23 protein-coding genes and 1 pseudogene are annotated in these 25,977 nt (G+C 63.7%); 20 read left to right on the forward strand and 4 right to left on the reverse strand.

Annotated features, from left to right (window positions below; genetic code table 11):
- Window positions 1–70 precede the first annotated feature (70 nt).
- The 4 genes from atpG to ACEW7X_RS01420 all read left to right on the forward strand — a co-directional run bounded on the left by atpG (window position 71) and on the right by ACEW7X_RS01420 (window position 4,056).
- Window positions 71–985: a F0F1 ATP synthase subunit gamma gene (gene atpG / locus ACEW7X_RS01405; RefSeq protein WP_127773019.1), complete on the forward strand. Its 915-nt coding sequence runs from the start codon at window positions 71–73 to the stop codon at window positions 983–985.
- Between the two features lie 46 nt (window positions 986–1,031).
- Window positions 1,032–2,432 (forward strand): F0F1 ATP synthase subunit beta, encoded by a 1,401-nt coding sequence (gene atpD, locus ACEW7X_RS01410; RefSeq protein ID WP_127773020.1) that lies wholly within the window; start codon window positions 1,032–1,034, stop codon window positions 2,430–2,432.
- Between the two features lie 81 nt (window positions 2,433–2,513).
- The gene (locus tag ACEW7X_RS01415) at window positions 2,514–2,948 is read left to right on the forward strand and encodes a F0F1 ATP synthase subunit epsilon (protein WP_068371372.1); all 435 of its coding nucleotides are present in this window, start codon (window positions 2,514–2,516) and stop codon (window positions 2,946–2,948) included.
- Window positions 2,949–3,321: 373 nt separating this feature from the next.
- Entirely contained in the window at window positions 3,322–4,056 is a 735-nt protein-coding gene (locus ACEW7X_RS01420) for a TonB-dependent receptor plug domain-containing protein (RefSeq protein ID WP_420177942.1), read from the forward strand.
- Here ACEW7X_RS01420 and ACEW7X_RS01425 read toward each other — a convergent pair.
- A pseudogene (locus ACEW7X_RS01425) lies at window positions 3,959–4,162 on the reverse strand (hypothetical protein); the annotation flags it as partial. The gene ACEW7X_RS01420 and the pseudogene ACEW7X_RS01425 sit on opposite strands and share 98 nt — an antisense overlap.
- Before the next feature lie 174 nt (window positions 4,163–4,336).
- Here ACEW7X_RS01425 and ACEW7X_RS01430 point away from each other — a divergent pair.
- From ACEW7X_RS01430 to ACEW7X_RS01440, 3 genes are all read left to right on the forward strand, one after another.
- Entirely contained in the window at window positions 4,337–5,134 is a 798-nt protein-coding gene (locus tag ACEW7X_RS01430) for a helix-turn-helix domain-containing protein (RefSeq protein ID WP_134837962.1), read from the forward strand.
- A 69-nt stretch (window positions 5,135–5,203) separates the two neighbouring features.
- On the forward strand, window positions 5,204–6,310 hold the full coding sequence (hemE, locus tag ACEW7X_RS01435; protein ID WP_068371365.1) for a uroporphyrinogen decarboxylase: 1,107 nt from the start codon (window positions 5,204–5,206) through the stop codon (window positions 6,308–6,310).
- A 394-nt stretch (window positions 6,311–6,704) separates the two neighbouring features.
- Window positions 6,705–8,882 (forward strand): primosomal protein N', encoded by a 2,178-nt coding sequence (locus ACEW7X_RS01440; RefSeq protein WP_420177516.1) that lies wholly within the window; start codon window positions 6,705–6,707, stop codon window positions 8,880–8,882.
- A gap of 18 nt (window positions 8,883–8,900) precedes the next feature.
- On the opposite strand, the gene ACEW7X_RS01445 is transcribed toward ACEW7X_RS01440, so the two are convergent.
- Together ACEW7X_RS01445 and ACEW7X_RS01450 are read right to left on the reverse strand one after the other, a co-directional pair.
- Window positions 8,901–9,230, reverse strand: coding sequence for a 4Fe-4S dicluster domain-containing protein (locus ACEW7X_RS01445; protein ID WP_130487600.1), 330 nt, complete (start codon window positions 9,228–9,230; stop codon window positions 8,901–8,903).
- Window positions 9,227–10,885 (reverse strand): FAD-binding protein, encoded by a 1,659-nt coding sequence (locus ACEW7X_RS01450; protein WP_420177517.1) that lies wholly within the window; start codon window positions 10,883–10,885, stop codon window positions 9,227–9,229. Before ACEW7X_RS01450 ends, ACEW7X_RS01445 begins: the two co-directional genes overlap by 4 nt.
- Window positions 10,886–11,071: 186 nt before the next feature.
- Here ACEW7X_RS01450 and ACEW7X_RS01455 point away from each other — a divergent pair, with 186 nt between their 5' ends.
- The 13 genes from ACEW7X_RS01455 to ACEW7X_RS01515 all read left to right on the forward strand — a co-directional run bounded on the left by ACEW7X_RS01455 (window position 11,072) and on the right by ACEW7X_RS01515 (window position 25,367).
- Window positions 11,072–13,129, forward strand: coding sequence for a UvrD-helicase domain-containing protein (locus ACEW7X_RS01455; protein WP_068371607.1), 2,058 nt, complete (start codon window positions 11,072–11,074; stop codon window positions 13,127–13,129).
- Window positions 13,130–13,293: 164 nt separating this feature from the next.
- Window positions 13,294–14,328: a 2-dehydro-3-deoxygalactonokinase gene (locus ACEW7X_RS01460; RefSeq protein WP_127773026.1), complete on the forward strand. Its 1,035-nt coding sequence runs from the start codon at window positions 13,294–13,296 to the stop codon at window positions 14,326–14,328.
- A 148-nt stretch (window positions 14,329–14,476) separates the two neighbouring features.
- Window positions 14,477–15,127 carry a 2-dehydro-3-deoxy-6-phosphogalactonate aldolase gene (locus ACEW7X_RS01465; RefSeq protein ID WP_068371344.1) on the forward strand — a complete coding sequence of 217 codons (651 nt, stop codon included), beginning with the start codon at window positions 14,477–14,479 and terminating at the stop codon, window positions 15,125–15,127.
- Between the two features lie 110 nt (window positions 15,128–15,237).
- Complete coding sequence (gene dgoD / locus ACEW7X_RS01470; RefSeq protein ID WP_420177518.1) at window positions 15,238–16,386, forward strand: galactonate dehydratase; 1,149 nt, start codon at window positions 15,238–15,240, stop codon at window positions 16,384–16,386.
- 3 nt (window positions 16,387–16,389) lie between these two features.
- Window positions 16,390–17,097 carry a FadR/GntR family transcriptional regulator gene (locus tag ACEW7X_RS01475; RefSeq protein ID WP_068371338.1) on the forward strand — a complete coding sequence of 236 codons (708 nt, stop codon included), beginning with the start codon at window positions 16,390–16,392 and terminating at the stop codon, window positions 17,095–17,097.
- A 165-nt stretch (window positions 17,098–17,262) separates the two neighbouring features.
- On the forward strand, window positions 17,263–18,222 hold the full coding sequence (locus ACEW7X_RS01480; protein WP_068371335.1) for a tripartite tricarboxylate transporter substrate binding protein: 960 nt from the start codon (window positions 17,263–17,265) through the stop codon (window positions 18,220–18,222).
- Between the two features lie 142 nt (window positions 18,223–18,364).
- A complete protein-coding gene (locus tag ACEW7X_RS01485) occupies window positions 18,365–18,907 on the forward strand; it encodes a tripartite tricarboxylate transporter TctB family protein (protein ID WP_068371332.1) in 543 nt (180 codons plus the stop codon).
- Between the two features lie 26 nt (window positions 18,908–18,933).
- Window positions 18,934–20,430 (forward strand): tripartite tricarboxylate transporter permease, encoded by a 1,497-nt coding sequence (locus ACEW7X_RS01490; protein ID WP_202969552.1) that lies wholly within the window; start codon window positions 18,934–18,936, stop codon window positions 20,428–20,430.
- 69 nt (window positions 20,431–20,499) lie between these two features.
- Entirely contained in the window at window positions 20,500–21,441 is a 942-nt protein-coding gene (locus tag ACEW7X_RS01495) for a 2-hydroxyacid dehydrogenase (RefSeq protein WP_257741160.1), read from the forward strand.
- A 432-nt stretch (window positions 21,442–21,873) separates the two neighbouring features.
- The gene (locus ACEW7X_RS01500; RefSeq protein WP_130487597.1) at window positions 21,874–22,689 is read left to right on the forward strand and encodes an ABC transporter substrate-binding protein; all 816 of its coding nucleotides are present in this window, start codon (window positions 21,874–21,876) and stop codon (window positions 22,687–22,689) included.
- Window positions 22,690–22,914: 225 nt separating this feature from the next.
- A complete protein-coding gene (locus ACEW7X_RS01505) occupies window positions 22,915–23,634 on the forward strand; it encodes an amino acid ABC transporter permease (RefSeq protein ID WP_068371319.1) in 720 nt (239 codons plus the stop codon).
- Window positions 23,631–24,608: a D-2-hydroxyacid dehydrogenase gene (locus ACEW7X_RS01510; protein WP_420177519.1), complete on the forward strand. Its 978-nt coding sequence runs from the start codon at window positions 23,631–23,633 to the stop codon at window positions 24,606–24,608. The genes ACEW7X_RS01505 and ACEW7X_RS01510 overlap by 4 nt, the downstream gene beginning before the upstream one ends.
- Before the next feature lie 51 nt (window positions 24,609–24,659).
- Window positions 24,660–25,367: an amino acid ABC transporter permease gene (locus ACEW7X_RS01515; protein WP_134837969.1), complete on the forward strand. Its 708-nt coding sequence runs from the start codon at window positions 24,660–24,662 to the stop codon at window positions 25,365–25,367.
- Between the two features lie 185 nt (window positions 25,368–25,552).
- Here ACEW7X_RS01515 and ACEW7X_RS01520 read toward each other — a convergent pair whose 3' ends face one another.
- Window positions 25,553–25,822, reverse strand: a complete 270-nt coding sequence (locus ACEW7X_RS01520) for a hypothetical protein (RefSeq protein ID WP_068371309.1) — start codon at window positions 25,820–25,822, stop codon at window positions 25,553–25,555.
- Window positions 25,823–25,977: the final 155 nt, after the last annotated feature.

The following is a 25,977-nucleotide window of genomic DNA, read 5'->3' on the forward strand; positions in this document are numbered from 1 at the left end:
GAGCCGTCGGATGCCCGCCCCGAGCCAGCCGGCCGCTTAAGGCCGGCGGTTGTCTCAACAGGAAAGCGCAATGCCCGGAATCAAGGAAATCCGAACCAAGATCAAGAGCGTGCAGAACACGCGCAAGATCACCAAGGCCATGGAAATGGTCGCCGCGTCCAAGATGCGCAAGGCGCAGGAGCGGATGCGCGCCGGCCGTCCCTATGCCGATAAGGTCAGGGAAATCGCCTCGCACCTGATGCAGGCCAATCCTGAATACAGCCATCCGTATCTGCACGAGCGCGAAAGCGTGAAGGCGGTGGGTGTGGTTGTCATTACCACCGACAAAGGTCTGTGCGGCGGTCTGAACACGAACGTCATGCGCCTGGTGCTCAACCGCCTGCGCGAGTTCGAGACTGCTGGCGTGAAGACGCAGTTCACGGCATTTGGCAACAAGGGCCTGGGCCTGCTGACGCGTCTGGACGTCAATCTGGTGTCGCAGGAAGTCCAGCTGGGCGATGCGCCGAACCTGGAGCGTCTCGTGGGCGCGTTGAAGGTGCAGTTCGACGATTTCATCGCCGGCCGTATCGACGCCGTCTATGTCGCCACCAACCGCTTCGTCAACACGATGCGTCAGGAACCGGTGTTCGAACGCCTGCTGCCCCTGCCGGGCCAGTTGGTCGACCCGTACCAGACCCGTGGCGAAGCGGCTGCTGAGTCCGACACGGGCGTGACCAAGGGCCAGTACGGCTGGGATTACATCTACGAACCCGATGCCAAGAGCGTGATCGACGACCTGCTGCATCGCTACGTCGAAGGCCTGGTGTATCAGGCGGTCGCGGAGAACATGGCGTCCGAGCAGTCTGCCCGCATGGTGGCCATGAAGGCCGCATCGGACAACGCCAAGAAGGTCATCGGTGATCTGCAGCTGGTCTACAACAAGACCCGCCAAGCCGCGATCACCAAGGAAATTTCGGAAATCGTGGGGGGCGCCGCCGCCGTCTGACGATGGCGCGGTATCCCGTCAAGAAAGTTATTATCAAGGAATCGACATGAGCAACGGTACCATCGTTCAGTGCATCGGCGCCGTGGTGGATATTCAGTTCCCCCGCGATCATATGCCCAAGGTCTATGACGCCCTGACACTGGCCGACGAAAGTGATTCGTTCGCCGAAAAAGGGCTGACGTTCGAAGTTCAACAACAGCTGGGCGACGGCGTCGTCCGCACCATCGCACTGGGCTCCAGCGACGGCCTGCGTCGCGGCATGTCCGTGGCCAACACCGGCGCACCGATCTCGGTGCCCGTGGGTAACGGCACGCTGGGCCGCATCATGGACGTGCTGGGTCGCCCGATCGACGAAGCCGGCCCCATCGCCTGCGAAGAAAAGCGCGCCATTCACCAGAAGGCCCCCCGTTTCGACGAACTGTCGCCGTCGGTGGAACTGCTGGAAACCGGCATCAAGGTGATTGACCTGGTCTGCCCGTTCGCCAAGGGCGGCAAGGTGGGTCTGTTCGGTGGCGCCGGTGTGGGCAAGACCGTCAACATGATGGAACTCATCAACAACATCGCCAAGCAGCACAGCGGTCTGTCCGTGTTTGCCGGCGTGGGTGAGCGCACCCGTGAAGGCAACGACTTCTACCACGAAATGGAAGAGTCGAACGTTCTGGACAAGGTGGCCATGGTGTTCGGCCAGATGAACGAGCCTCCCGGCAACCGTCTGCGCGTGGCGCTGACCGGCCTGACGATGGCCGAGAAGTTCCGTGACGAAGGCCGCGACATCCTGTTCTTCGTGGACAACATCTACCGCTACACCCTGGCCGGTACCGAAGTGTCCGCACTGCTGGGCCGTATGCCTTCCGCCGTGGGCTACCAGCCGACGCTGGCAGAAGAAATGGGCGTGCTGCAAGAGCGAATCACCTCCACCAAGACCGGTTCCATCACGTCCATCCAGGCCGTTTACGTGCCTGCCGATGACTTGACCGACCCGTCCCCTGCCACGACCTTCCAGCACTTGGACTCCACCGTCGTGCTGTCGCGTGACATCGCCTCGCTGGGTATCTACCCCGCCGTGGACCCGCTGGATTCCACCAGCCGCCAGCTTGACCCGCAAATCGTGGGCGAAGAGCACTACAAGGTGGCCCGTGGCGTGCAGCAAACCCTGCAACGCTACAAGGAACTGCGCGACATCATCGCCATTCTGGGCATGGACGAACTGTCGCCGGAAGACAAGCAGGCCGTGGCCCGCGCGCGTAAGATCCAGCGCTTCCTGTCGCAGCCCTTCCACGTGGCAGAAGTGTTCACCGGCTCGCCCGGCAAGTATGTGCCGCTGTCGGAAACCATCCGTGGCTTCAAGATGATCGTCGAAGGCGAGTGCGACGCACTGCCGGAACAGGCCTTCTACATGGTTGGTTCCATCGACGAGGCCTTCGAAAAGGCCAAGAAGCTGCAGTAAGGCTGGAACGGGCCTGCCGCCTTGTGAGGCAGGCCTTCATTCCCCGGCGCGGTGCGCCGGGGGTAATACCGGAGGCTATTCATGGCTACCATTCGTGTCGATGTCGTCAGTGCGGAAGCGTCCATTTTTTCCGGCGAAGCCTCGTTCGTGGCTGTGCCTGGAGAATCGGGCGAGCTGGGCATTTTGCCCGGTCACACCCCGCTGATTTCGCGCATCCGTCCCGGTACGGTGAAAATCGTGCATGCTGATGGCAAGGGCGAAGACTACATCTTCGTCGCCGGCGGCATTCTTGAAGTGCAGCCGGGCGCGGTAACCTTGCTGTCGGATACCGCAATCCGTGGTGCCGAGCTGGACGAAGCGAAGGCGCTCGAAGCCCGTAAGAAGGCGGAAGAGTCCCTGCGCAACGCCAAGGGCAAGGAAGAAATCGCCGTGGTCGAGGCTGAGCTGGCAATGCTGGCAGCCCAGGCCAGTGCGGCCCGCCGCTTGCGTGACCTGGGTGTGCGTTCCTCGTTCTGAGGCATCCCCTCCCTGGCAATGAACGACGGCCCTTCGGGGCCGTTTTTCATGACTTGCTGCTTGTGCCCTGTTTCTGGATGCTGTTCGTGGCCAAGTGTGCACCAACCGGGTATGCGCTTGCCACGGTTTGGTGATAGGCCGTTGGCGAGCAATCTGACAGGCATGAGATGGCCAGATGACAAATGCATCGGGTACCGTAGAAAAATTTCTGCATACGGTTCCGATTTTCCATTCTTGATTGACATAGAAGGTGTACGCCCCGAATGTCGGGCGTGGTCACCGGATGTTTCCCATGCGATCAAGTTTTGCGTCTTGCAGCAGTCAGGGCCACCTGAATTGCTTGGTATTGGCCGTTGCGGCCACGCTTGGCGGGATGGTGCTGGAGCCAGCAGGCGCTCATGCCCAGGGCATCATCCGCGCCGAGGCAGCACCGGATCGTGTCACGGTTGATATTCCTCCTGGCTGGCTGAGCGGTGTCCTGGAAACCTATGCCAACCAGGCGGGTGTGTTGCTATCGGCGGATTCACGCTTTCTGGCAGGCTTGAACAGCCCTGGCTTGCGCGGCACCTTCGAGGTCGAACATGGCTTTGCTGCCTTGTTGCGCAGCCATGACCTGGAAGTCCAGCGCAATGCCCAGGGTATCTATGTGCTGCGGGCGTTGCCGGCCAATCCCGGACGTGTGGCTGAACTGGATGCTGTCGAGGTCACAGGACAGCTCAGCGAGGCGGACAGGCCTTTTCAAACTGCCGGTTCGGCCCAGTACATCAGCCGTGATCAGATCGAGCGTTTCCGAGGCTCTTCGGTAGGCGATATCTTTCAAGGTACGCCTGGTGTCCTGGTGGCGGAAAACCGCAACTCAGGCGGCCTGGACGTGAATATTCGCGGTATGCAAGGGCAGGGCCGGGTGCCGGTGCTGTTGATGGCTCGCGTACGGTGGCTGCCTGAATGGCGTCGCCATCGGCAGCCAGCAGCCGCAGAAAAGCGTCCTGGGCCAGATCTGCGGCATCGGCAGTATTGCCCAGCCGGCGTTGCAGCCAGGTTCTCAGCCAGCCATGATGCGATTGGTACATGGCGGCAAGTGCATCGTGCTGGGCAGAGCTTCCAGTAGACATGGTGGCGAGTGGAGGCGGGGGCCAAAGGGATGTGGGTGGATGGCGCCGGCGGCGCAGGCCACGCACATAGGGGCAGGGAACGTCGATCTTCCGGGGCGGCATGAGGGGTGCGGTGCCGGCGGGCAGCTATCAATGCCGTCAAGAATAATTTGCATTATCGTCCATGCTTGCGGGTCAGGCAAATGCAGTGTGGGCTGTCGGCAACTGCGCATTGTCCAGGCGCTGGCCCGCCCCTAGGCTATGCCTTCGTCATGAATGGTCTAACGGAGAACAGCAATGGCACATAGGGTCAGGGAGGGCGGCTTGCTGATGCTGCCAGGAGATGCAGCCTGGGCAGGTGCATGGCGCGATACGCTGGGTGACACTGCCGCACGTCTGCTGGTGCGCGACATTGACTTGCTGCAGGTTTTCGGGGCAACGGTTGCCGCGGAAGCCATGATGGCCCAACCGGGTGACGCGGGCGGAGATAGCCTGGCCGCACAGGCGCTGGGGCGGCTGGACCCGGTTTTGCGGCGTTTTGATTTTTGCATATTGCCGGTGCAGCGAGCGTCCTTGCGGCGGGCCCGTCTGATGCTGGCCTGGCGCCGCCATGCGGGCGCCAGCGTGCCCTTGCTGGGCTTGCTGGACGGGCTGACTGCACCTGCCATCCGGGACTTGCTGCTGCTGGGCATGGATGATTTCGTCCTCGGCGATGCCAATGCGGATGAGGTGCTGGCGCGTGCGGCGCGGTTTCCGGCGGCGGCCAGGAACAGGGATGAACGCAGTGGCGGGGTGGCGGGTGCGCCGGCAGGGCTGCCCGCTGAAGTCCGGACAGGGCTGCCGGCTGCCGGCATGCCTTTACTGGCCTTGTGCGGGATCAGCCATGCGGAGGTACCGTTCCAGGAGGCCAAGCGCCAGGTGCTGGGCCAATTCGAGCAGGAATATCTGAATGTGGCCCTGCGGGATGCCGGCGGCAACGTCGCGGCGGCGGCGCGTGCGGTCAACAAGCACCGCCGGGCGTTCTGGTCCTTGATGCGCAAGCATGGCTTCGATGCCCGGCGCTACCGCCCGGCGCCCGGCGAGGCTGTTTCGTGATGGCAGGGCAGGGCCACCGGGTTGAGTACAATGCCGGGTGCTTCGCCTTGCGCCTGCCCTCTTGATTGGATGGAATCCGACGTGACACAGACAACGACTTTCCCCGCCTTGCGCAATGATGTCTTTCTGCGGGCGCTGCGGCGTCAGCCGGTGCCGTACACGCCGATATGGTTGATGCGGCAGGCGGGGCGTTATCTGCCTGAATACCGCGAGACGCGCGCGCGCGCCGGTTCTTTCCTGGCACTGGCGCAGAACCCGGCGCTGGCCGCCGAAGTGACGCTGCAGCCGCTGGAGCGCTATGACTTCGACGCCGCCATCCTGTTTTCCGACATCCTGACCGTGCCTCACGCCATGGGGCTGGGTCTGCGCTTTACCGATGGCGAAGGCCCGCGTTTCGATTTTCCCGTGCGTGACGAGGCCGATGTCAGGCGCCTGGCGGTGCCTGACATGGACAAACTGCGCTATGTGTTCGATGCGGTGACCCTGATCCGTCATGAATTGGGTGGCAAGGCGCCGCTGATCGGCTTTGCCGGCAGCCCCTGGACGATTGCCTGTTATATGGTGGAAGGCGGTGGCAGCGATGATTACCAGCGCATCAAGACCATGCTCTACCAGCGCCCGGATTTGCTGCATGCCATCCTGCAGGTCAATGCCGAGGCCACGGCCGCGTATCTGAATGCGCAGATCGAGGCGGGGGCGCAGGCCGTGATGATTTTCGACAGCTGGGGCGGCGTGCTGGCCGATGGCCTGTACCAGGAGTTTTCCCTGGCGTACATCCAGCGGGTCCTGAAGGCGCTCAACCGCGACCAGCCCGATGGGCAGGTGCCGGTGATTGTGTTTACCAAGGGGGGCGGCCTGTGGCTGGAAGCCATTGCTGCGTCGGGTTGCGATGCAGTCGGCGTGGACTGGACGGTGAACCTGGCGCAGGCGCGCCGGCGCGTCCAGGATAGTGTTGCCCTGCAGGGCTGCATGGATCCCATGGCCTTGTTTGGCGGAGAGCAGGCCATCCGTGCCGAAGCCCGCCGGGTGCTGGATGCCTATGGCCCGGTAGCCACCGGCGGCCATGTGTTCAACCTGGGTCATGGCATTTCGCGCCATACGCCGGTGGAGGCAGTGAGCGCACTGGTTGATGAGGTGCATACCTACAGCCGCCATCTGCATGCCACCCAGGCCTGACGCCCGGCTGGCGCCAGGGGCCCGCCCATCCGCTGGATGTTGCGGGCAGGGGCGGTGCGCCAGCGGGACGATGGCGCACCAATAGCGCCGGACAGGCCGCGCCAGCCGTCGCTGCAGCAAGAGGTACTGGACTTGTGCACAGCTTGTCCTCATGCGCCCAGACATGCTATAAGCGCCGGAATTGATTTTGTAATTTATTTATCTATTTGATTTATAAGATTATTTTGTCATTGAGAAGTTTGCTTGATGTTTCGGTGTCTTATTTGTGAATTGTTCTCATGAATATGTCCCGAGCTTTTCCCCAAAGTTATCCACAGGTTTGGCGGCGATGAAAATCCAAGCATGCCTGGGGGGTTAACGTATTTATCCAGAAATGGCTTTAAGTTGAGTGAGCATGGGCGATAGTCCTGATGGCAGTGTGGCAACAGCAGTCGAGCGCCCTTGCTGGGTGCGTATCGTGCTGGATGTTCCCTTGCCCGGGCCTTTCGATTACCGGCACGATCAGCCGCTGGCACCGGGGTTGCGGGTCATCGTGCCATTTGGCAAGCGGCAGCTGGTTGGCCTGGTGGTGGATAACCCCGCCGAACCTGCCTATGAGCCGGCGCAGGTGCGGGCGATCGAGCAGGTTCTGGATGATTTGCCGCCCTTGACCGAAGAATGGTTTGCGCTGGCGCGTTTTGCCGCCGACTATTACCAGCGGCCCCTGGGGGAAGTTGCCTTGCCCGCATTGCCCGGCCCCTTGCGGCGTCCGGCGGCATATCAGGGCAGCCGGGCGGCAGGAGGGCCGGTGGCGCGCCTGGCGCGCCGCCGCAAGCGAGCGTCAAAAAAAGCCCCTGAAGTGGCGGCGGCAGTCGTTGCGGCAGCGGTGGCTGAATCAGTGGTTGAATCAGCGGCTGAACCGGGCACGTCAGATCAGGCCTTGCCTGGCGCGCAAGCGCCGGTGCTCAATGATGCCCAGCGGCATGCCGTGGAAACCATGACGGCGCAGCAGGCCTTCAAGGCATTCCTGTTGCATGGGGTGACGGGCAGCGGCAAGACAGAGGTCTATCTGCATGCTGCGGCCGAGGTGCTGCGTGCTGGCCGCCAAGTGCTGATGCTGGTGCCGGAAATCAACCTGACGCCGCAATTCGAACATGCGCTGCGCGCCCGCCTGGCCCCGCTGGTAGGCGCGGATGCCGTCGCGGTGATGCACAGCGGCCTGGCTGACGGCGAGCGCCTGGATGCCTGGGTCAAGGCCGTCAATGGCACGGCCAGGGTGATGCTGGGCACGCGCATGGCGATTTTCGCGCCCATGCAGCAACTGGGCCTGATCGTGGTCGACGAGGAACATGACACCTCCTACAAGCAGCAGGACGGCCTGCGCTATTCCGCCAGGGACCTGGCGGTGTGGCGGGCGCATGCGCTGGATATTCCGGTCGTGCTCGGGTCTGCCACTCCGGCGCTGGAAACCTGGTTGCATGCGCAGCGCGGTTCCTACCAGCGCCTGAGCCTGCCGGCGCGCGCCCGGGCCAGTGCCTTGCCTGCCATCCGCCTGGTGGATACGCGCCGGCTGGTGATGGAGGAAGGGCTGTCGCCGCACCTGCTGAGCGCCATAGAAGAACGGCTGGCGCGCAGCGAGCAATCCCTGGTGTTCCTGAACCGGCGGGGGTATGCGCCGGTTTTGCATTGCGACGCCTGTGGCTGGGTCAGCCAGTGCCCGCGCTGTTCCGTGCACACCGTGCTGCACCGGCGCGCACGTGGCGGCCATTACCTGCAGTGTCACCATTGTGGTTTTCAGGCGCCGGTTCCGCGCGCCTGCCCGGAATGTGGTGACCAGGATCTGCGCCCCATGGGGCGCGGCACCCAGCGTGTCGAGGAAGCCCTGGCGGAGCGCTTCCCGGAAGCTCGCATCCTGCGCATCGACGCGGACAGCACGCGCCTGAAAGGCAGCGCGGAACGCATGTTCGACAGCGTGCGCGCAGGCGAAGTGGATATTCTCGTGGGCACGCAAATGGTGGCCAAGGGCCATGATTTTCCGCGTCTGACGCTGGTGGGCGTGCTCAATGCCGACGCCATGCTGTACTCACAGGATTTTCGCGCGCCCGAGCGCCTGTTCGCGCAACTGATGCAAGTGTCGGGGCGCGCCGGGCGGCACGAACGGCCGGGGGAAGTACTGATCCAGACCGGCTATCCCGACCAGGAAATCTACCAGGCGGTGCTGCGCCATGATTACGAGGGTTTCGCCCGTTATGCGCTGGAAGAACGGGAAGCTGCCGGTTTGCCGCCATACCTGCACCAGGCCTTGCTGGCGACCGAAGCCAGGGAGCTGGCCCAGGCGCTGGATTTCCTGACTCAGGCGCGTGAGCTGGCCGACACGGTCATCGCCGAATGCGGCATGGCGCCCGGCAGCGTGATGCTGTACGACCCGGTGCCGCTGCGCGTCGTGAAAGTCGCGCACATGGAGCGCGCCCAGCTTTTGCTGGAAAGCGCCCACCGGCCCTCCCTGCAGTTTTTCCTGCGCCAGTGGGTGCCCAGGTTGCAGGGGCTGGGCCGGCTGCGCTGGCAGCTGGAAGTGGACCCGCTGGATATCTGAGGCGGCCCGCCAGCGTCCTCAGTGCGCGCGCAGCAGCAATTCGAAGGTCGGGTCGGCAGGCGCCGCAGTGGCGGCCTTGCGGCTCCAGCCTATGGCCTGGCGGTAGCTGCCCAGCGATCGCTCCACCTCGGCGGCGTTGGCGTCCAGCGGGTGTTTATGTTCCGCATCGGGGGCGACATACAGCGCGTCCACCGGGCAATAGAGTTCGCACATGAAACAGGTCTGGCAATCGTCCTGGCGCGCAATGCGCGGGGGCTGCCCGCGCACGATGTCGAAGACATTGGTGGGGCAGGCCGTGACGCAGATGTTGCAGCCGGTGCATCTGGCCGTGCTGATGACTTCTATCATGCTGCGATCCTTGCCAGCGTGCTGCCAGCCAGGCTGGCCAATTCTGCAGGAGCAATGGCAGCGGCGGCCGTGTCCCGGACGGCCTGCGGGCGCAGGCTGATGCCATCAAGGCCATGGCTGATCAGGCGGTGGCGTTGCGCCGGGTCTGGCGAGGTGTAGTCCGCGCGCCTGGCCATGCCCCGGCTTTCCGTGCGCGCCAGCGCGCTGCGGTACATCAGTCTGGCGGTGAGCGTCATGGCGGCAGCTTCGCGGGCGCGCAGCAGAGAATCGGGCGAATGGATGGCCTGGCTGCTGCGCAGGTGCGTCCAGAGCGTGTCCAGCCGTTCCAGCGAGGCCGCAAGCCGGTCTGCACGGCGGAACCAGTTTTTCTCGAAGGGGAAGACCTCTTCCTGGACCAGGCGGGTGGCCTGCTGCGCATCGAAAATATGGCTGTCGCCAGCTTGCAGGGCGACCGTGCCTGCGCCATACAGCTGGCGACGCGCCTGGCCGCGTTCCTGCAGGGCGCGATCGGCAGCGCCGGCGCCAGCCCACAGGCCGGAAGACATGGCCCAGGCCGCATTGTGGCTGCCGCCGCCGGTGAAGCCGCCGCAGATGAGTTCCCGGGTGGCGGCATCGCCTGCGGCATAGAGGCCGGGTATATTCGTAGCGCAGTCTTCGGTGGTGATATTCAGGCCGCCGGTGCCGCGTACCGTGCCTTCCAGGCGCAGCGTGACGGGAAAGCGTTGCGTGAAGGGGTCTATGCCCAGGCGGTCGAAGGGCACGAAAAAGTTGGGCTGGGCGTGGCGCATCCAGTTGGCGATCTGCGCGTCAGCCTGGTCCAGGCAGGCATAGACCGGCCCGTGCTGGAGCCGCTGCGCGATGATGCCGCGTCCCTTGGCCGAGCCGGCGCCTTCGATGGCCTGGCCATGGGCGTCGTAGAAAGTCGCCCAGCGATAGAACAGGGATTTCGTGACCGAGGCAAAGGCAGGGCCCAGCCCGTAGGCATTGGAAAATTCCATGCCGGAAAACTCGGCGCCGACTTCCGCGCCCAGCAGATAGCCGTCGCCGGTCAGGACATTGCAGCCCAGCGCCTTGCTGAGAAAGGCGCAGCCGCCCGTCGCCAGGATCACGGCACCGGCTTCCACTGCCCAGCTGGCGGATTTCTGGCGCTCGATGCCGGCTGCGCCACAGACCTCACCGCGCGCATTGGTCAGCAGTTCCAGGGCCGGGCTGTGGTCACGGATCTGGACGCCGGCGGCCTTGACTGCCTTGCGCATCAGGCGCATGTATTCGGGCCCCTGCAGGGATTCGCCGCGTACCAGTCCGTTGGTGTCCAGCGGGAAGGGGTAGCCCCAGTCGCGCAATTGCTGGATGTTGTCCCAAGTCTGGGCCAGTACCCGGTCCATCCAGGCATGTTCGGCCAGCTGGCCGCCCAGGTCGTAGCGGCTGGCCTTGGCGGCGGCGCGCTTGCCGGGGGCGTCGTCGACATACCAGACGCTGTTGCCGGAGGGTGCAGCCGCGCCCGATGTGCCACAGAAACCTTTGTCGCGCAGTTGCACGCGCGCGCCTCGGGCCGCTGCGCCTATGGCGGCCCAGGCGCCGGCCGGACCGCCGCCGATGATCAAGACATCGACCCGGTCGCTGGTACCCTGGATGCTTCGTTGAGTGAAAGACATGGATGGCTCCTCGGGAGAGTCGGGCCGGTCTGCCGGTCCGGCGATGCGTGCAGACATCCTAGGCAGCGCCACGGCCAGCGACAACGATTTTCCGGTAATGTCCATATTGGCGCGCTGGCGGAGTGCTATTCTGCTAGCCGGCGCCGAGAGCCGATAGCGGCGCTTTTTTTCGTGATGGATGCCAAGATGTCGAACGAGGCCGTGGCCGGGCTGAACCCGGCTCAGCGCGAGGCCGTGCTGTACCTGGGTGGACCCTGTCTGGTGATTGCTGGCGCGGGGTCGGGCAAGACCCGTGTCATTACCCAGAAGATCGCCTATCTACTGCGGGACTGTGAATATTCCGCCCGACATGTCGTGGCGCTGACCTTCACTAACAAGGCTGCGCGGGAAATGGCCGAGCGTGTGGCCGGCCTGGTGGAAAAACGCCTGGCACGTGGCCTGACGGTCAGCACTTTCCATTCGCTGGGCATGAAGATTCTGCGCGAAGAAGCCCGCCATGCGGGCCTCAAGCCGCAGTTTTCCATCCTGGACGCCGATGATGCCCTGGCGATTATCCAGGAACTGCTGGATACTACCGACAAAGGCCGGCTGCGTGCCGTGCAGTCGACGATTTCATTGTGGAAAAATGCGTTGCTGGACCCGGATGGCGCCGCCGCCGCGGCGAAGACGCCGGACGATGTCGAGGCGGCGCATATCTACCGCAGCTACGACGCGACCCTGCGCGCTTATCAGTCGGTTGATTTCGATGACCTGATCCGCGTGCCTGCGTTGCTGTTCGAACGCAACGAAGAAGTGCGGCGGCGCTGGCAGGCGCGGGTGCGCTACCTGCTGGTGGATGAATACCAGGACACCAACGAGTGCCAGTACCGGCTGGTGCGCTGGCTCACGGGCGACCGGGCGCGCTTTACCGCCGTGGGCGACGACGATCAGGCGATCTATGCCTGGCGCGGCGCAACCCTGGAAAACCTGGCGCGGCTCACCACGGATTATCCGGGCATGAAGGTCATCAAGCTGGAGCAGAACTACCGCTCCGTGCGGCGCATCCTGCATGCGGCCAATCAGGTGATCGAACGCAACCCCAAGCTGTTCGAGAAAAAGCTGTGGTCGGAACTGGGTGATGGCGAGCCGATTACCGTTACGGCCTATGGCGACGAGTCGGTCGAAGCGGAATCCATTGCCATGAAGATTTCGGCGGCGCGTTTCGAGCGCCAGGCCTCATGGCGTGATTTCGCCATCCTCTATCGCAGCAATCACCAGTCGCGCATTCTCGAACAGGCGCTGCGTACCCTGCGCATTCCCTATACGATTTCCGGCGGACAGAGTTTCTTCGACAAGGCGGAAGTGCGGGATATCCTGGCCTATCTGCGCATTCTGGCCAATGAGGAAGACGACCCGGCCTTCATCCGGGCCGCCACGACGCCCAAGCGCGGCATCGGGCAGGCCACGCTGCAAGTGTTGGGTGAGCATGCGGCAGCCCGAGGGATCGCGCTGGCGCGGGCCGTGTCGGAGAGCGGCGTGGCGGCCAAGCTGGCGGCGCGCCAGTACGAGCCGCTCAAGGTGTTCGGGGAGTTCCTGGACCGCCTGCGCCGCCGTTCGGCGCGTGATGAGGTCAGCGGCACGCCGGCGGCGCCTGCATCCGAGTTGCTCGATGAATTGTTGGGTGCCATCCAGTACGAGCGCTATCTGTTCGATACCTGGGATGAGCGTCCTGCCCAGACTCGCTGGATGAACGTCCTGGAATTGGTTGATTGGCTCAAGCGCAAGGCGGACGAGGATGGCCTGAGCCTGCAGGAGCTGGTGCAGCGCGTGGCGCTGATCACGATGCTGGATCGCCAGGAGGATGAGGAAGAACCGGATGCCGTGAAGCTTTCGACGCTGCATGCCTCCAAGGGCCTGGAATATCCCCACGTGTATATGGCTGGCGTGGAAGAAGGTTTGCTGCCGCACTGGGGGCGCGACGACGAGGACGGCGATCCGTCCCAGGCGGCGGAATCGCTGGCGGCGCGCATCGAAGAAGAGCGCCGCCTGATGTATGTAGGCATCACCCGGGCCCAGCGCACGCTGTCGATCAGCTGGTGCCGCAAGCGGCGCCGCGCGCGGGAGGATCTGGTGCGCGAACCCTCCCGTTTCATTGAAGAGATGGGGCTGGAAGCGCCAGGGATGGGACTGCAGGATGAAGACGCCGCCATGTCGCCGCGTGCGCGCCTGGACATGCTGAAGGCCCTGCTGCAAAAGAAAGAATAAGAAGAAAGTGTCACCCCCGGCCTGCATGCGCGACAGAGCCTGGCAGGCCAGGATGACCCTGCGCCGGGCCGGTGTGCCTGCTGACGGAAGGCATCCTGTCTTTCCCTGATGCAGCTTTTCGCTGATTTGTATTATGATAATTCGATTACAAGGATGCGTACCCCGTGAAGAGCCAGACCTCCTCTTTTTGCCGCGCTGTCAGCGATGGCGTCACCCAGTTTGTGGCCCTGGATTGGGGCACCAGTTCGTTGCGTGCCTATTTGCTGTCGGCGTCGGGAGCCATCCTGGATGTCAGGGGCAACGATTGGGGCATCATGGGCCTGCCCGGCAGCGGTGACGACGCCGCCAGCCGCTCGGCACGCTTTGCCCAGGCCTTCTGGCAGATTGCGGGGGATTGGCTGGCGCAGCCCAATACTTCGCGACATGTCGCGGCCTGTGGCATGGTCGGCAGCGCCCAGGGCTGGCGTGAGGCCGCCTATATCCCCTTGCCCGCTACCACCGATGGCCTGGCGGGCAGCATGGTCAGCGTCGATGCGGGCAATGGCGTGCAGGTGCATATCGCGCCCGGCCTGATCGAACATGGCGAGTTGCCCAATGTGATGCGCGGCGAGGAAACGCAGATTGCCGGTGTGCTGTCGCACCTGGAACATGCCGGGCTGGGAACCGGCGGGCGCTGGTTGATCGGCCTGCCGGGTACGCATAGCAAATGGGTGCAGGTGGAAGACGGCGTCATTGTGCACTTCGACACCTTCATGACGGGCGAGGTATTTGCCTTGCTGTCGCGTCACAGTGTGTTGGGCCGCTCGATGGCCGAGCAAGGGCTGGATGCCAGCGATCCCGACGCCCGGCAGGCGTTTGACCGCGGCATCCGCAATGCGGCCTCGCTCCACGGCGATCGCGGCCTGTTGTCCACGATTTTCAGCAGCCGCACCCTGGGGCTGACCCACGCGCTGTCGGGCGCGGAACAGATCGACTATCTCTCGGGCCTGTTGATCGGGCATGAGATCCGCGGCCTGCTCGCCGGCCTTGCCCCTGAGTGGCGCACGGCGCGGGTGGCCGTGGTCGGCCGGGCGCATCTGTGCCAGCGCTACCGCCAGGCCATGCTGGTCAATGATCTGGATGCCATTTCGGTGGATGAGGATGCAACGGTGCGCGGGCTATGGGCGCTGATCAGCGCCCAGGAACAGCATGCAGGTTGAGTTGCCGCCGCGCAGGGTGTGAACCTGCCCCAGGCGCGGATAAAAGCGTTAAGCGGTTGGCCTCAGGTATGGGCGCCAGCCAGGGTCTCAGGCGTCGTTCCGGCAGCCAGTTGCCGGCGCGTCGTATCAACAGGAATCAGAAATAGCCATGAATCACGAATTGTCCGCTCATTTCAAGCAAACCTTGTCTGCAACCGGCATGGTCGCCATTCTGCGTGGCGTGCGTCCCGATGAAGTGGTCGCCATTGGCGAGGCGCTGTATGCGGCGGGTTTTCGCCTGATTGAAGTGCCGCTGAATTCGCCGGAACCGCTCGAGAGCATCCGGCGCCTGCTGGCGGCGTTGCCGCAGGACGCGATCATCGGCGCGGGAACGGTCATGAGCCCGGCTGCCGTGCAGGAAGTCCACGATGCCGGCGGCCGCCTGGTGGTGATGCCGCATGCGGATCTGGCCGTGGTACGCGCTGCCCATGCGGCCGGCATGGTCGTGACGCCGGGCGTGGCGACGCCCACGGAAGCCTTTGCCGCGCTGGATGCGGGGGCGGATGGCCTGAAGGCCTTCCCAGCCGAAGCCATGCCGCCGGTGGTGATCAAGGCCTGGCGCGCCGTGGTGCCGAAATCGGTGCCGCTGCTGCCGGTGGGAGGCATCAAGCCGCAAAGCATGCAGGCTTATCTGGAAGCCGGTGCCTCCGGCTTCGGGCTGGGGTCGGCGCTGTACCGGGCGGGTGACGACGCGGCGACGGTGGGCCGCAACGCGGCCGCGTTCATGTCGTCCTGGCGCGCCTTGCGCCAGGACGTCTGAGGCGTACGCAACAAGCCTTATCCCTTCTTTTGATGGCCGCGGCCTGCTTGCGCAAGCGGTCTACTCCTTTTTAGGCCTGCCCGGTAGGGCGCCTGACGGCAGGATGCACGATGAAAATTACCCGTTTGACCACCTATCTGGTACCGCCGCGCTGGCTGTTCCTGAAGATTGAAACCGACACAGGCATCGTGGGCTGGGGCGAGCCCGTGCTGGAAGGCAAGGCGGCCAGCGTCGCGGCCGTGGTCGAGGAAATGGCCGACTACCTGATAGGTCGCGATCCGCGCACGATCGAGGACCACTGGAACGTGCTGTACCGTGGCGGTTTCTATCGTGGCGGCGGCCTGCACATGAGCGCGCTGGCCGGGATCGACCAGGCGCTCTGGGACATCAAGGGCAAGGCGCTTGGCGTTCCCGTGGCTGATCTGCTGGGCGGCCCGGTACGTCACAGTATCAAGGTGTATTCGTGGATCGGTGGCGACCGCCCCGCCGATACGGCGCGTGCGGCTCAGGAAGCCGTGGCGCGTGGTTTCCAGGCCGTCAAGATGAATGGCACCGAGGAAATGCAGTACATCGACAGCTTCGACAAGGTCACGGCCGCGCTGGCCAACGTGGCTGCCGTGCGCGAAGCCGTCGGCCCCAATGTGGGTATCGGCGTGGACTTCCATGGCCGCGTGCACAAGCCCATGGCGAAGGTGCTGATGCGCGAGCTGGCGCCCTACAATCTGATGTTCATCGAAGAGCCCGTGCTGTCGGAGCACTATGAAGCCCTGAAGGAACTGGCGCCGCATGCCAGCGCGCCGATCGCCCTGGGCGAACGCCTGTATTCGCGTTGGGATTTCAAGCACATTCTGAGCCAGGGCTATGTGGATATCGTCCAGCCGGATGCCTCGCACGCCGGTGGCATCACGGAGTGCCGCAAGATCGCTGCCATGGCGGAAGCCTATGACGTCGGGCTGGCGCTGCATTGCCCGCTGGGGCCGATTGCGCTGGCGGCCTGCTTGCAGATAGATGCGGTGTCATACAATGCGTTCATCCAGGAACAGAGCCTGGGCATCCATTACAACGCCAGCAATGATTTGCTGGACTATGTCAGCAACCCGGAAGCTTTTGCCTACGAGGGTGGCTACGTACGGATCCCGCAGGGGCCTGGCCTGGGAATTGAAGTGAACGAGGATTATGTCGCTGAGCGCGCCAAGGTTGGCCATCGCTGGCGTAACCCTGTATGGCGTCATCGGGACGGTAGCGTAGCGGAGTGGTAGGGCTTGGCAACATATTCGGGTCGTAGCCTGCATGGGCAGGTGGTGCATGAGTTGGGAAGGCGCATTGCGGCAGGCCGCTATGCGCCTGGCACGGCCCTGCCCAGCGAGGAAGAGCTGTCCCTGGAGCTGAGTGTCAGCCGGACGGCCTTGCGTGAGGCGACCAAGGTTCTGGTGGCCAAGGGCCTGCTGGACGTCAAGCCCAGGCTGGGCATGCGCGTGCGGCCGCAGGACACCTGGAACCTGCTGGATCCGGACATCCTTGCCTGGCGGGCTGCGGCCGGCCTCAGCCTGGAGTTCCTGCGGCAATTGGCGGAAGTCCGCGAAGTGCTGGAACCGGGCGTGGCGGCGCTGGCGGCGCGCAAGCGCACCCCGGCGCAATTGCAGCGTATCGAGCATGCCTATGCCTTGATGGAAAGCGCCAGGGACCAGCACGCCTGGGTGGAGGCCGACCTGGCTTTTCACCGCGAGGTGCTGGCGGCTGGCGGCAATCCCATGCTCAACACCCTGGTGTCCTTGATTGAAATGGTGCTGGAAGGCGTGCTGGTGCTGAATGCCGAGCACGCTTCCAGTTTTAATTTGTCCTTGCCGGAACATGGACGGGTATGTGCGGCCATTGCCCGGCAGGATGAAGTGGCTGCCCATGCCGCCATGCTCGGCATATTGGTGGATGCACGCAAGCGCTTGCCCGACGGGCCCGCGCCGCGTCAATAGGACCGACCGACGCAGTTCAGGTTGGTAGGGGGGGCGGGTAAATTCGGAGAAGTCTGCCGGGCCTTAGCCCCAAGTTAATTGTATGATGATAATTTTATATCTCTAATGGCTGCGGGACACCCGGCGCATAGACCGGAAACCAGAGTGCTCTCGACTGGAGGAAACATGAAGCAAGGCATTATCCGATTTGCTGGCGCGATGGTCGCGGCAGCGATGTTTGCAGGTGCAGCCCAGGCGGCGGAGTATCCTACCCGTTCCATCGAACTGGTCGTGCCCACGGCCGCAGGCGGCGGTACTGATGCCGTGGCACGCGCGTTCGCCGAAGCCATTAAACCGCATCTGGGCCAGCCCATGGGTGTGGTGAACAAGCCGGGCGGTGGTACGGCCATCGGTACGGCGGATGTCGCCAAGGCCCGTCCCAACGGCTACAAGCTCGGCATGGTCGTGGTGGAAATGGCCATTCTACCCAGCCTGGGCCTGGCGCCCTTCAAGACCAGCGATTTCACGCCCATCGCCCGTATCAATGCCGATCCGGCGGCGGTGACGGTGCGTGCCGATGCCCCCTGGCAGACGCTGGAAGAATTCAACGAATACGTGAAGCAGAACCCGGGCAAAGTGCGCGTCGGCAATGCTGGTACCGGCTCGATCTGGCACCTGGCAGCCATCGCCTACGAGCAAAAGCTGGGCAGCAAGTTCAACCACGTGCCGTATGATGGTGCCGCGCCGGCCGTGACGGCTCTGCTGGGTGATCATATCGAAGCCGTGACCGTGAGCCCGGCCGAAGTGGCTACCCACGTGTCTTCCGGCACGCTGCGTACCCTGGGCGTGATGGCCGATGAACGTGCCCGTGGTTTCGAGGAAGTGCCTACCCTGAAGGAAAAGGGCATCGACCTCTCCATCGGTACCTGGCGTGCGCTGGTGGGGCCGAAGGGCCTGCCGCCTGCCGTGGTGGAAAAGCTGCGCGTTGCGGCCCGCCAGGCTGCGGAAGAACCGGCGTTCATCGAGGTGCTGGAGCGCCTGGACCTGGGGCGCGTGTTTGACGACGCCGATGCCTTCCAGGCCAGCCTGGTCCAGGAAGAGGCCACGTTCAAGGCCTTGATCGACGAGCTGGGCCTGCGCCGCTGAGCGTGAACCGGCTGGGGAAGCGCCCGTTGCATGTGCCGGGCGCTTTTTGCCGTCATGCCGCCCTGATGGCGGGGCGGGCAGAGGCCCCGGCCTGCAGGTATCTGCAGGCAGAAACTATTGAGTCCCTGTCAGGATAATCATCGTGTTTATAAAAGATAAAGCCAGCGCACTGGTGGGCCTGCTGTCCATGGGAGGCGGCCTGGCGGCTGTCGTGGTGGCGCGAGGTTTTCCTCCCAGTCTGACCGATACCGATATTGGCCCGAGTGTGTTTCCCATGGCCTATGGCCTGGTGCTGGCGCTGCTGGGGCTGCTGTTGTTCATTCAGAGCGTGCGCGGTCGCACCGCCCCGGTGCCGGTGGCCAATCCTGCCGCCGTGGTGCAGGAGGCCTTGCAGGAGGCGGCCGAGAGTGCAGACCCGGAACACGCGCCGGTGCATTTCGGCCGGCTGGTGCTGGGTCTGATCGGCGCTGCCCTGTATATCGCTGCCATTGTCTATGCAGGATTCGCGCTGTCCACCGTACTGTATCTGTGGTTGATGATCTCCCTGCTCAAGGGGCCGGGCGCCATGTGGCGCTTTTCCACCATCGCGCTGGCCGTGCTGGTCGGTCTGGTGGTGTATGGCGTATTCGTCGAACTGCTGCAGGTGCCTCTGCCCGCTGGCGAGTGGTTCCTGGGCGACGACTGACGGAGTAGGGAAGAATGGATAATCTGATGTCGCTTTTGCAAGGCGCGCAAAGCCTTGCTGTCCAGTGGGATGCCATGCTCCTGGCGATTGCTGGCGTGGCGCTGGGCATTCTGGTCGGCGCCTTGCCCGGCCTGTCGGTCACCATGGGTGTGGCCATCATGCTGCCGTTCACCTACGGCATGGAGCCATTGCACGGCCTGCTGTTGCTGTCGGGGATTTTCTTCGGCGGCGTCTACGGCGGTTCGATCACGGCGATCCTGCTGCGCATTCCGGGCACGCCCGCTGCCGCCGCCACCGCGCTGGACGGCTATGCCATGACACGTCGCGGCGAGGCTGGGCAGGCCCTGGGGGTGGCGGTATTTTCTTCCGTGACGGGGGGCATCATCAGCGTACTGGTGCTGATCTTCCTGGCTCCCTTGCTGGCCAATTTTGCGCTGCGCTTCAGCGCGGCCGAGTCATTCGCGCTGGCGGTGTTCGGCCTGAGCATTATTTCCAGCGTGTCCGGGGGCTCGGTGCTCAAGGGGCTGTTGGCCGGGTTTGCCGGGTTGTTGCTGGCGACCGTCGGCATGGACCCCCTGGTGGGCCTGCCGCGTTTCACCGGGGGCATGTCCGAACTGTATTCGGTCCCGTTCATTCCCATCATGATCGGCCTGTTCGCGGCTGCCGAAGCATTCAAGATGCTGTCCGAAAGCAGCAAGGCCAGCGAAGTGAAAACGGTGATCGGGCGCATTCTTCCGACCCGCGAGAGCTGGCGCAAGGTCTGGGGCACAATTCTGCGTTCCAGCGGCCTGGGGACGGCCATCGGCATCATTCCGGGCGCCGGGGCGGATATCGCGGCGTTTGTTTCCTACGGCGAAGCGCGCCGCTTCAGCAAGCACCCCGAGAAATTCGGCAAGGGCGCGGTAGAAGGCGTGGCCGCTGCCGAGGCCGGCGCCAACGGATGTACCGGCGGCGCCATGTTGCCCATGCTGACGCTGGGCATCCCTGGTGATGCCGTGACGGCCATCATGCTGGGCGCGCTGACCTTGCAGGGCATGCAGCCGGGCCCGAGGCTGTTCCAGGAGCATGGCGATCTGGTCTATACCCTGTTTGCCGGCCTGCTGTTCTGCTATGTGATGCTGCTGGTGGTGGCGCTGATGTCCATGCGTTTCGTGGCGCGCATCGTGCAGATCCCCAAGCAAATTCTGATGCCGCTGATCATGGTGCTGGCGGTTGCCGGCGCCTATGCCATCGGCAACAGCCTGTTCGACGTGGGCATCATGATGGTGGCCGGCGTGGCGGGCTACCTGATGATCAAGGCTTCGATACCGGTATCGCCCATGGTGCTGGGGCTGGTGCTGGGCCCCATGGCGGAAAGCAATTTCCGCCGTGCGTTGGCATTGTCCGAGGGCAGTTACGGCTTCCTGTATGAACGGCCGATTACCCTGGGCCTGCTCAGCCTGGCTGCGCTGACGGTGCTGGCGCCCTTGTTCAGCGCCTGGCGCAAGCGCCGTGCGGCGCGCAGGGTAGCGGCGCAGTCCTGAAAGACAAACAGGCATGAGGCCGCCTGGAGCGGTACCATGCCGTTGAAGAACGATTGAGGAGACAGATTGATGGAAGACGTGCATGTCCTGCAGGTGGCCTACGTGCCGCATTTCCTGGAAGACCAGATGAAGCGCCACTTCCAGGTGCACCGGGCCAGTGAGGATGCCGCGCCGGGATCCCTGGGCGAATTCGCTGCCAAGGTCCGTATTCTGGTTGCCAATGGTGAATCCACGATCCGTGCGTCACTGCTGGAACAACTGCCCGAGCTGGAGCTGATCGTGGTATTTGGCGTCGGCTACGATGGCGTGGATGTAGCGGCTGCGCGAGCGCGTGGCATTGCCGTGACCCATACCCCAGACGTCCTGACCGACGACGTGGCCGATATGGCGTTTGCGTTGTTGCTGGCGCAGGCGCGGCGTGTTGTCGAGGCGGATGCCTTCGTGCGGGCACGACGCTGGCAGGAAGGGCCGTTCCCCTGGTCGTTCAAGGTATCGGGGCAGAAGCTGGGCGTCGTCGGCATGGGACGTATCGGCCGCGCCGTGGCGGCGCGGGCAGCGGCCTTTTCCATGGATGTGAGCTACACCGCGCGGCGGCAGGCTGAGGATGTCAGCTGGCGCTACCAGCCGTCCCTGGTGGCGCTGGCGCAGGAAGTCGACTTTCTGGTGGTGTGTACCTATGGTGGCGCCAGCACGCGCGGCCTGATCAGTGCTGAAGTGCTGGATGCGTTGGGGCCGGATGGCCGCCTGATCAACATCGCACGCGGTTCGGTGGTAGATGAAAATGCCCTGATCGCGGCCTTGCAGCAGGGCCGCCTGGGCGGCGCTGCGCTGGATGTGTATGCGCATGAGCCGAATGTGCCGGAAGCGCTGTGCGCCTTGCCGAACGTGGTATTGACTCCGCATTCGGCCAGCGCCACCACGCAGACCCGCAAGTCCATGAGCGATCTGGTGTTTGCCAATATGCAGGCGCACCTGGAAGGCCGGCCCCTGCCGACGCCGATACCAGGCTAAGTAACTGCACCTGCACCCACATCTGCACCAGCATTGGCACCGTACTCGAACCTGTACCGCATCGGTGCCCGGCACAAAAAAGCCGCAGCTACCGCTGCGGCTTTTTTGTGCCGGCCATGTCCTGGCAAGCAACGGCCCGGGGGCACCAGGTTGTGGTGGTCGGGCGCGGAATCTGCGGCCACCAGGCCGCGCCATAGGAGACGGCAATCGACGCGATAGCCAGTCTCTATGCAGCATTCCAGCACCTGACAGGCGCCGTGCCAGCGGCTGCGCGGTTGCGCGCCCGGTGCCGGCTTTCTTATTTCCATAAAGAATAAGTAATAATAAATTCTGTATATCCTGGTTTTAAAAAGCCGTGGTTAGATAACACCCATGCCAAGCCCTGCGGGTTTTCCCCAGCGAGCTCATGGCGCAACTTTGGAGCAGATTGAGATGAAGAAGACTTTGAAAGCCGTGGCTGCGCTGTCCCTGGCCCTGGTTGCGGGCCTGGCGCATGCGGACCGCCTCGATGACATCAAAAAGGCCGGTGTCCTGAAGGTCGCTGCTTTTGACAGCAACCCGCCGTTCGGCTTCGTGGACGAAAAGAGCCGCCAGATCTCCGGGCTGGATGTGGATTTCGGCAAGGCTTTCGCGGACAAACTGGGCGTGAAGCTGGAAATCGTGCCGACCAACCCCGCCAACCGGGTGCCCCTGCTGACTTCCAATAAGGTCGACCTGGTGCTGGCTAACTTCACCATTACCGAAGAGCGCGCCAAGCAGGTGGATTTCAGCATTCCGTACTTTGCTTCCGGTACCCAGTTCATCGCCCGCAAGGGAACGCTGACCTCGCCCGAGCAACTGAATTCCCTGCGCGTCGGTGTCGACAAGGGCACGGTCAATGAAATCGTGCTGCGTGAAAAGTATCCCGGCGCCACCATCGTGGCCTACGACGATACCCCCTTCGCATTCACCGCATTGCGTAATGGCAACGTCCAGGCCATTACCCAGGACGGTCCCAAGCTGATCGGCCTGCTGGCCAACGTGCCGGACAAGGACACCTGGGAAATTCCGGCATTTGCCATTTCCAGCGATCTGATCGGCGTGGGTATCCCCAAGGGCGAAACGGCCTTGAAGGCGTTCGTGGACGAAACGCTGGTGGAACTGGAACAGTCGGGCAAGGCGCAGCAAATCTATGACGCCTGGTTCGGTCCCGACACCAAAACGCCGTTGGCTCGCATCTATCGCATCGGCGACAAGGCCCAGCCCTGAGCGCGCGCTGACTTCAGCGACTCGCCCTGCACGGCGCCGTCCGGCGCCGCGCAGGGCGCTGACAGGCCCGGACGGCACCGACTGTCCGGGCCTGTCGTGATTGAGCGGCAGAAGACCGGAGCAGGCAGGGACTGCCGGTACAATGCCGCAGCGCGCATGCTGCGCTCCGGTTCCTACCTGGCCCCTGCCCTGATGGGCGAGCGGGCCGCATGATTGTCATCGCCCATGTTTGCAGACTGGCTTGCGCCAAAATATCTCGATTGGCTCTTTGAGGGCTTCAAGGTCACGCTGCTGTTGTCCTTGATGGCCTGCGTGGCCGCGACCGTGCTGGGCGCGGTGCTGTGCCTGGCGCGCTATTCGCGCTGGCGCGCCGTGCGCCTGCCGGTGTCGCTGGGGCTGAGCTTCTTTCGCAATACGCCGCTGCTGGTGCAGCTGTTTTTCTGGTATTTCGGCGTTTCGGCGCTGTTGCCGCAATCCTGGATGCTTTGGCTCAACAGCGTGCACCGCTTCGAGTTCGGGGTTTTTGGCGTGCAATGGCCGAGCTTCGAGTTCCTGGCGGGCTGGTGGGGGCTGACGCTCTATACCACTGCCTTCATTGCCGAAGAGCTGCGCGCGGGCATCCAGGCGGTGCCGGCCGGCCAGTGGGAAGCCGGGCGCGCGCTGGGGCTGCCGGGGCGCGACATCTGGCGCCAGATCGTACTGCCACAGGCTTTCCGCATTTCACTGCCGCCCTTGCTGGGGCAGTACATGAATGCAGTCAAGAATTCATCCCTGACCATGGCAATAGGCCTGGCGGAACTGTCGTATGCCTCGCGCCAGGTGGAAACGGAAACCTTCAAGACCTTCCAGGCTTTCGGGGTGGCCACTTTGTTGTATATCGCGATCATCGCCGTGATTGAGGCGGTGGGTTACTGGATGCAGCACCGTTACAGGCTGAAGACATGAATCATCACGGCACTCCGGGCCTCCAGGCGTTCCAGGGCGATATCCTGATCCTGGACCGCAATGCGCGGCAGTACCGCGACCTGCTGGCGGCAGCCCTGCCCAATGCCAGGCTGCACGCGCACGAATCGCCGGCTGGGCCGGACGTGGCGGAGGCGGCCTCGGCATCGGCCATCTGGCTGGCCAGTTGCAGCCTGGCGGTCGACCTGCTGGCCAGGCAGGCGCCGCCGCGATGGTTGCAGACCACTTCCGCCGGCATAGAGCCGCTGTTCTCCGCCGGCGTGCCGCAGCCAGCGCTCGTCAGCCGTGCCGTGGGGGTATTTGGCCAGTTGATGGCGGAGTATGCGCTGACCTACATGCTGGCCTGGCGCCGCCAGGTGTTCGCCTGGGCTGGTGCGCAGCGGCGCGGCGATTGGGACGGGCCTGCGCCCGGGACCCTGGCGGGTCTGCGGGTGCTGGTGGCAGGCGCCGGGGTCATAGGCCAGGACGTGGCCCGCCTGCTGGCGCCTTTCGGCGTGGCGCTGCGAGGCCTGGCGCGCCAGGCCCGGCCCTTGCCGGGCTTTGCGCAGGTATATGGCCTGGATGCGCTGGGCAGCGCTGCGGCCTGGGCCGATGTGTTCATCAATATTCTGCCGGATACACCGCAGACCCGCGACATCTACGATGCGCCATTTTTTGCCGCATTGCCCGAGGGGTCGCTGTTTATCAATATGGGGCGTGGCGTGGCGGTGGTCGAGCCGGATCTGGTTCAGGCCCTGGAACGCGGACACCTGGGCGCGGCAGCGATAGATGTCTGCCGCGAGGAACCCCCGCCAGCTGCACATCCATTCCGGCGTGCGCCCAGGCTATGGCTGACCGGTCATAGCGCGGGACCGACGCTGCCTGCCTTGCTGGCGCCTGTGTTCCTGGAGAACCTGCGCCGTTTCGAGGCCGGCGAGCCGCTGCGCGGCGCAGTGGATTTCACCCGGGGTTATTGAGCTAGCCTGTCTTGCCCGCCGGTGCGGGCGTGGCGGGTCAATGGATAAAGCATGGATTTCAGCGTCATTGCCAACAACTGGTTGTATTTCCTGGTGGGAGCCTATCCCTATGGGCCGCTGGGGGGGCTGTTGCTGACCTTGCTGCTCAGCCTGCTGTCGGGCGTGGTGGCCAGCGTACTGGGGCTGTTCCTGGGCATGGCGCTGGCCCTGGGGCGCGGGCCGCTGCATGGGCTGTTGACGCTGGTGATCGGTTTCCTGCGCGCAATTCCCGTGCTGATGCTGATCTTCTGGGTGTATTTCCTGCTGCCCATGCTGTTCGACGTGGATATTCCCAAGCTGGTGACGGTGGTCGCCGCCTTGTCGCTGATCGGCGGCGCCTATCTGGCGCATTCGGTGGCGGCAGGCATACGCAGCCTGCCGGCCGGCCAGTGGGAAGCGTCGCGTTCGTTGGGCTTGAGCCTGTGGGAAACCCTGCGATTCGTGGTACTGCCGCAGGCATTGCCGATCATGGCGCCGTCTTTCATCAACCAGTGGGTGGCCTTGATCAAGGATACTTCGCTGGCCTATGTCGTTGGCGTGGCAGAACTATCCTTTGTGGCCACGCAGGTGAGCAACCGTACGATGATTTATCCGCTGGAAATCTATCTGTTTGTGGCCTTTATCTATTTCCTGCTGTGCTCGGCACTGGAAATGGCGGCCAACCGGCTGGCGGCGCGCTATGGCGCGCGCCATGCCCGGGCAGGAGGCATCGCTGCCTGAGTGCCGCCTCAGTGCAGGTGGCAGCATCTTGCCAGGCTGTTCCGGCAGGCATGAAAAAACCCGGCTTCCAAGGAAAGCCGGGTTTTTTTTACCGCACGGACCCTGCATCAGACAGCGCTATCGGAGAGGGTGCGCTGCCGCAGCATGGCCTGCTGCGGGCAGGTACTGCAAGGAGCCGCGCGAAATCAGACTGCTTTGCCGTGCAGGTTGGCCGAACGGGCCATGGTGCTGCGCAGAGCGGCACGGGCTTGATGCTTGCGGGCTTCGACGATGGTGTTGAACACGCCCTTGAATGCGCGGTTCATACCCTTGCTGATGGCGCGGAAGGTGGCGCGCATGGCTTCGGCGCGTTGGGCGTCGATTTCATCACGCATGGCACGTTGCAGCAGCTCGCGTTCGAGCGAGTCGGTCATGCGGATGTCGGAATACAGGTTGGTGTTGGTTTGCTTGGTCATGGTGGCGGCTCCTTATTGTTTGTGATGTGTCATAAGAAGACGAACTTCTATATGACCTAGGGAAAACCCTTGAAACGAATTATAGGGAAAACCCTGAAATGGTGCAAGGGTTTTCCCTAGGGCCGCTTAGTATCGTGTTGTTATATAGAAGAAAA

It is taken from the genome of Kerstersia gyiorum (genome assembly GCF_048595715.1).
GTDB lineage: Bacteria > Pseudomonadota > Gammaproteobacteria > Burkholderiales > Burkholderiaceae_B > Kerstersia > Kerstersia gyiorum.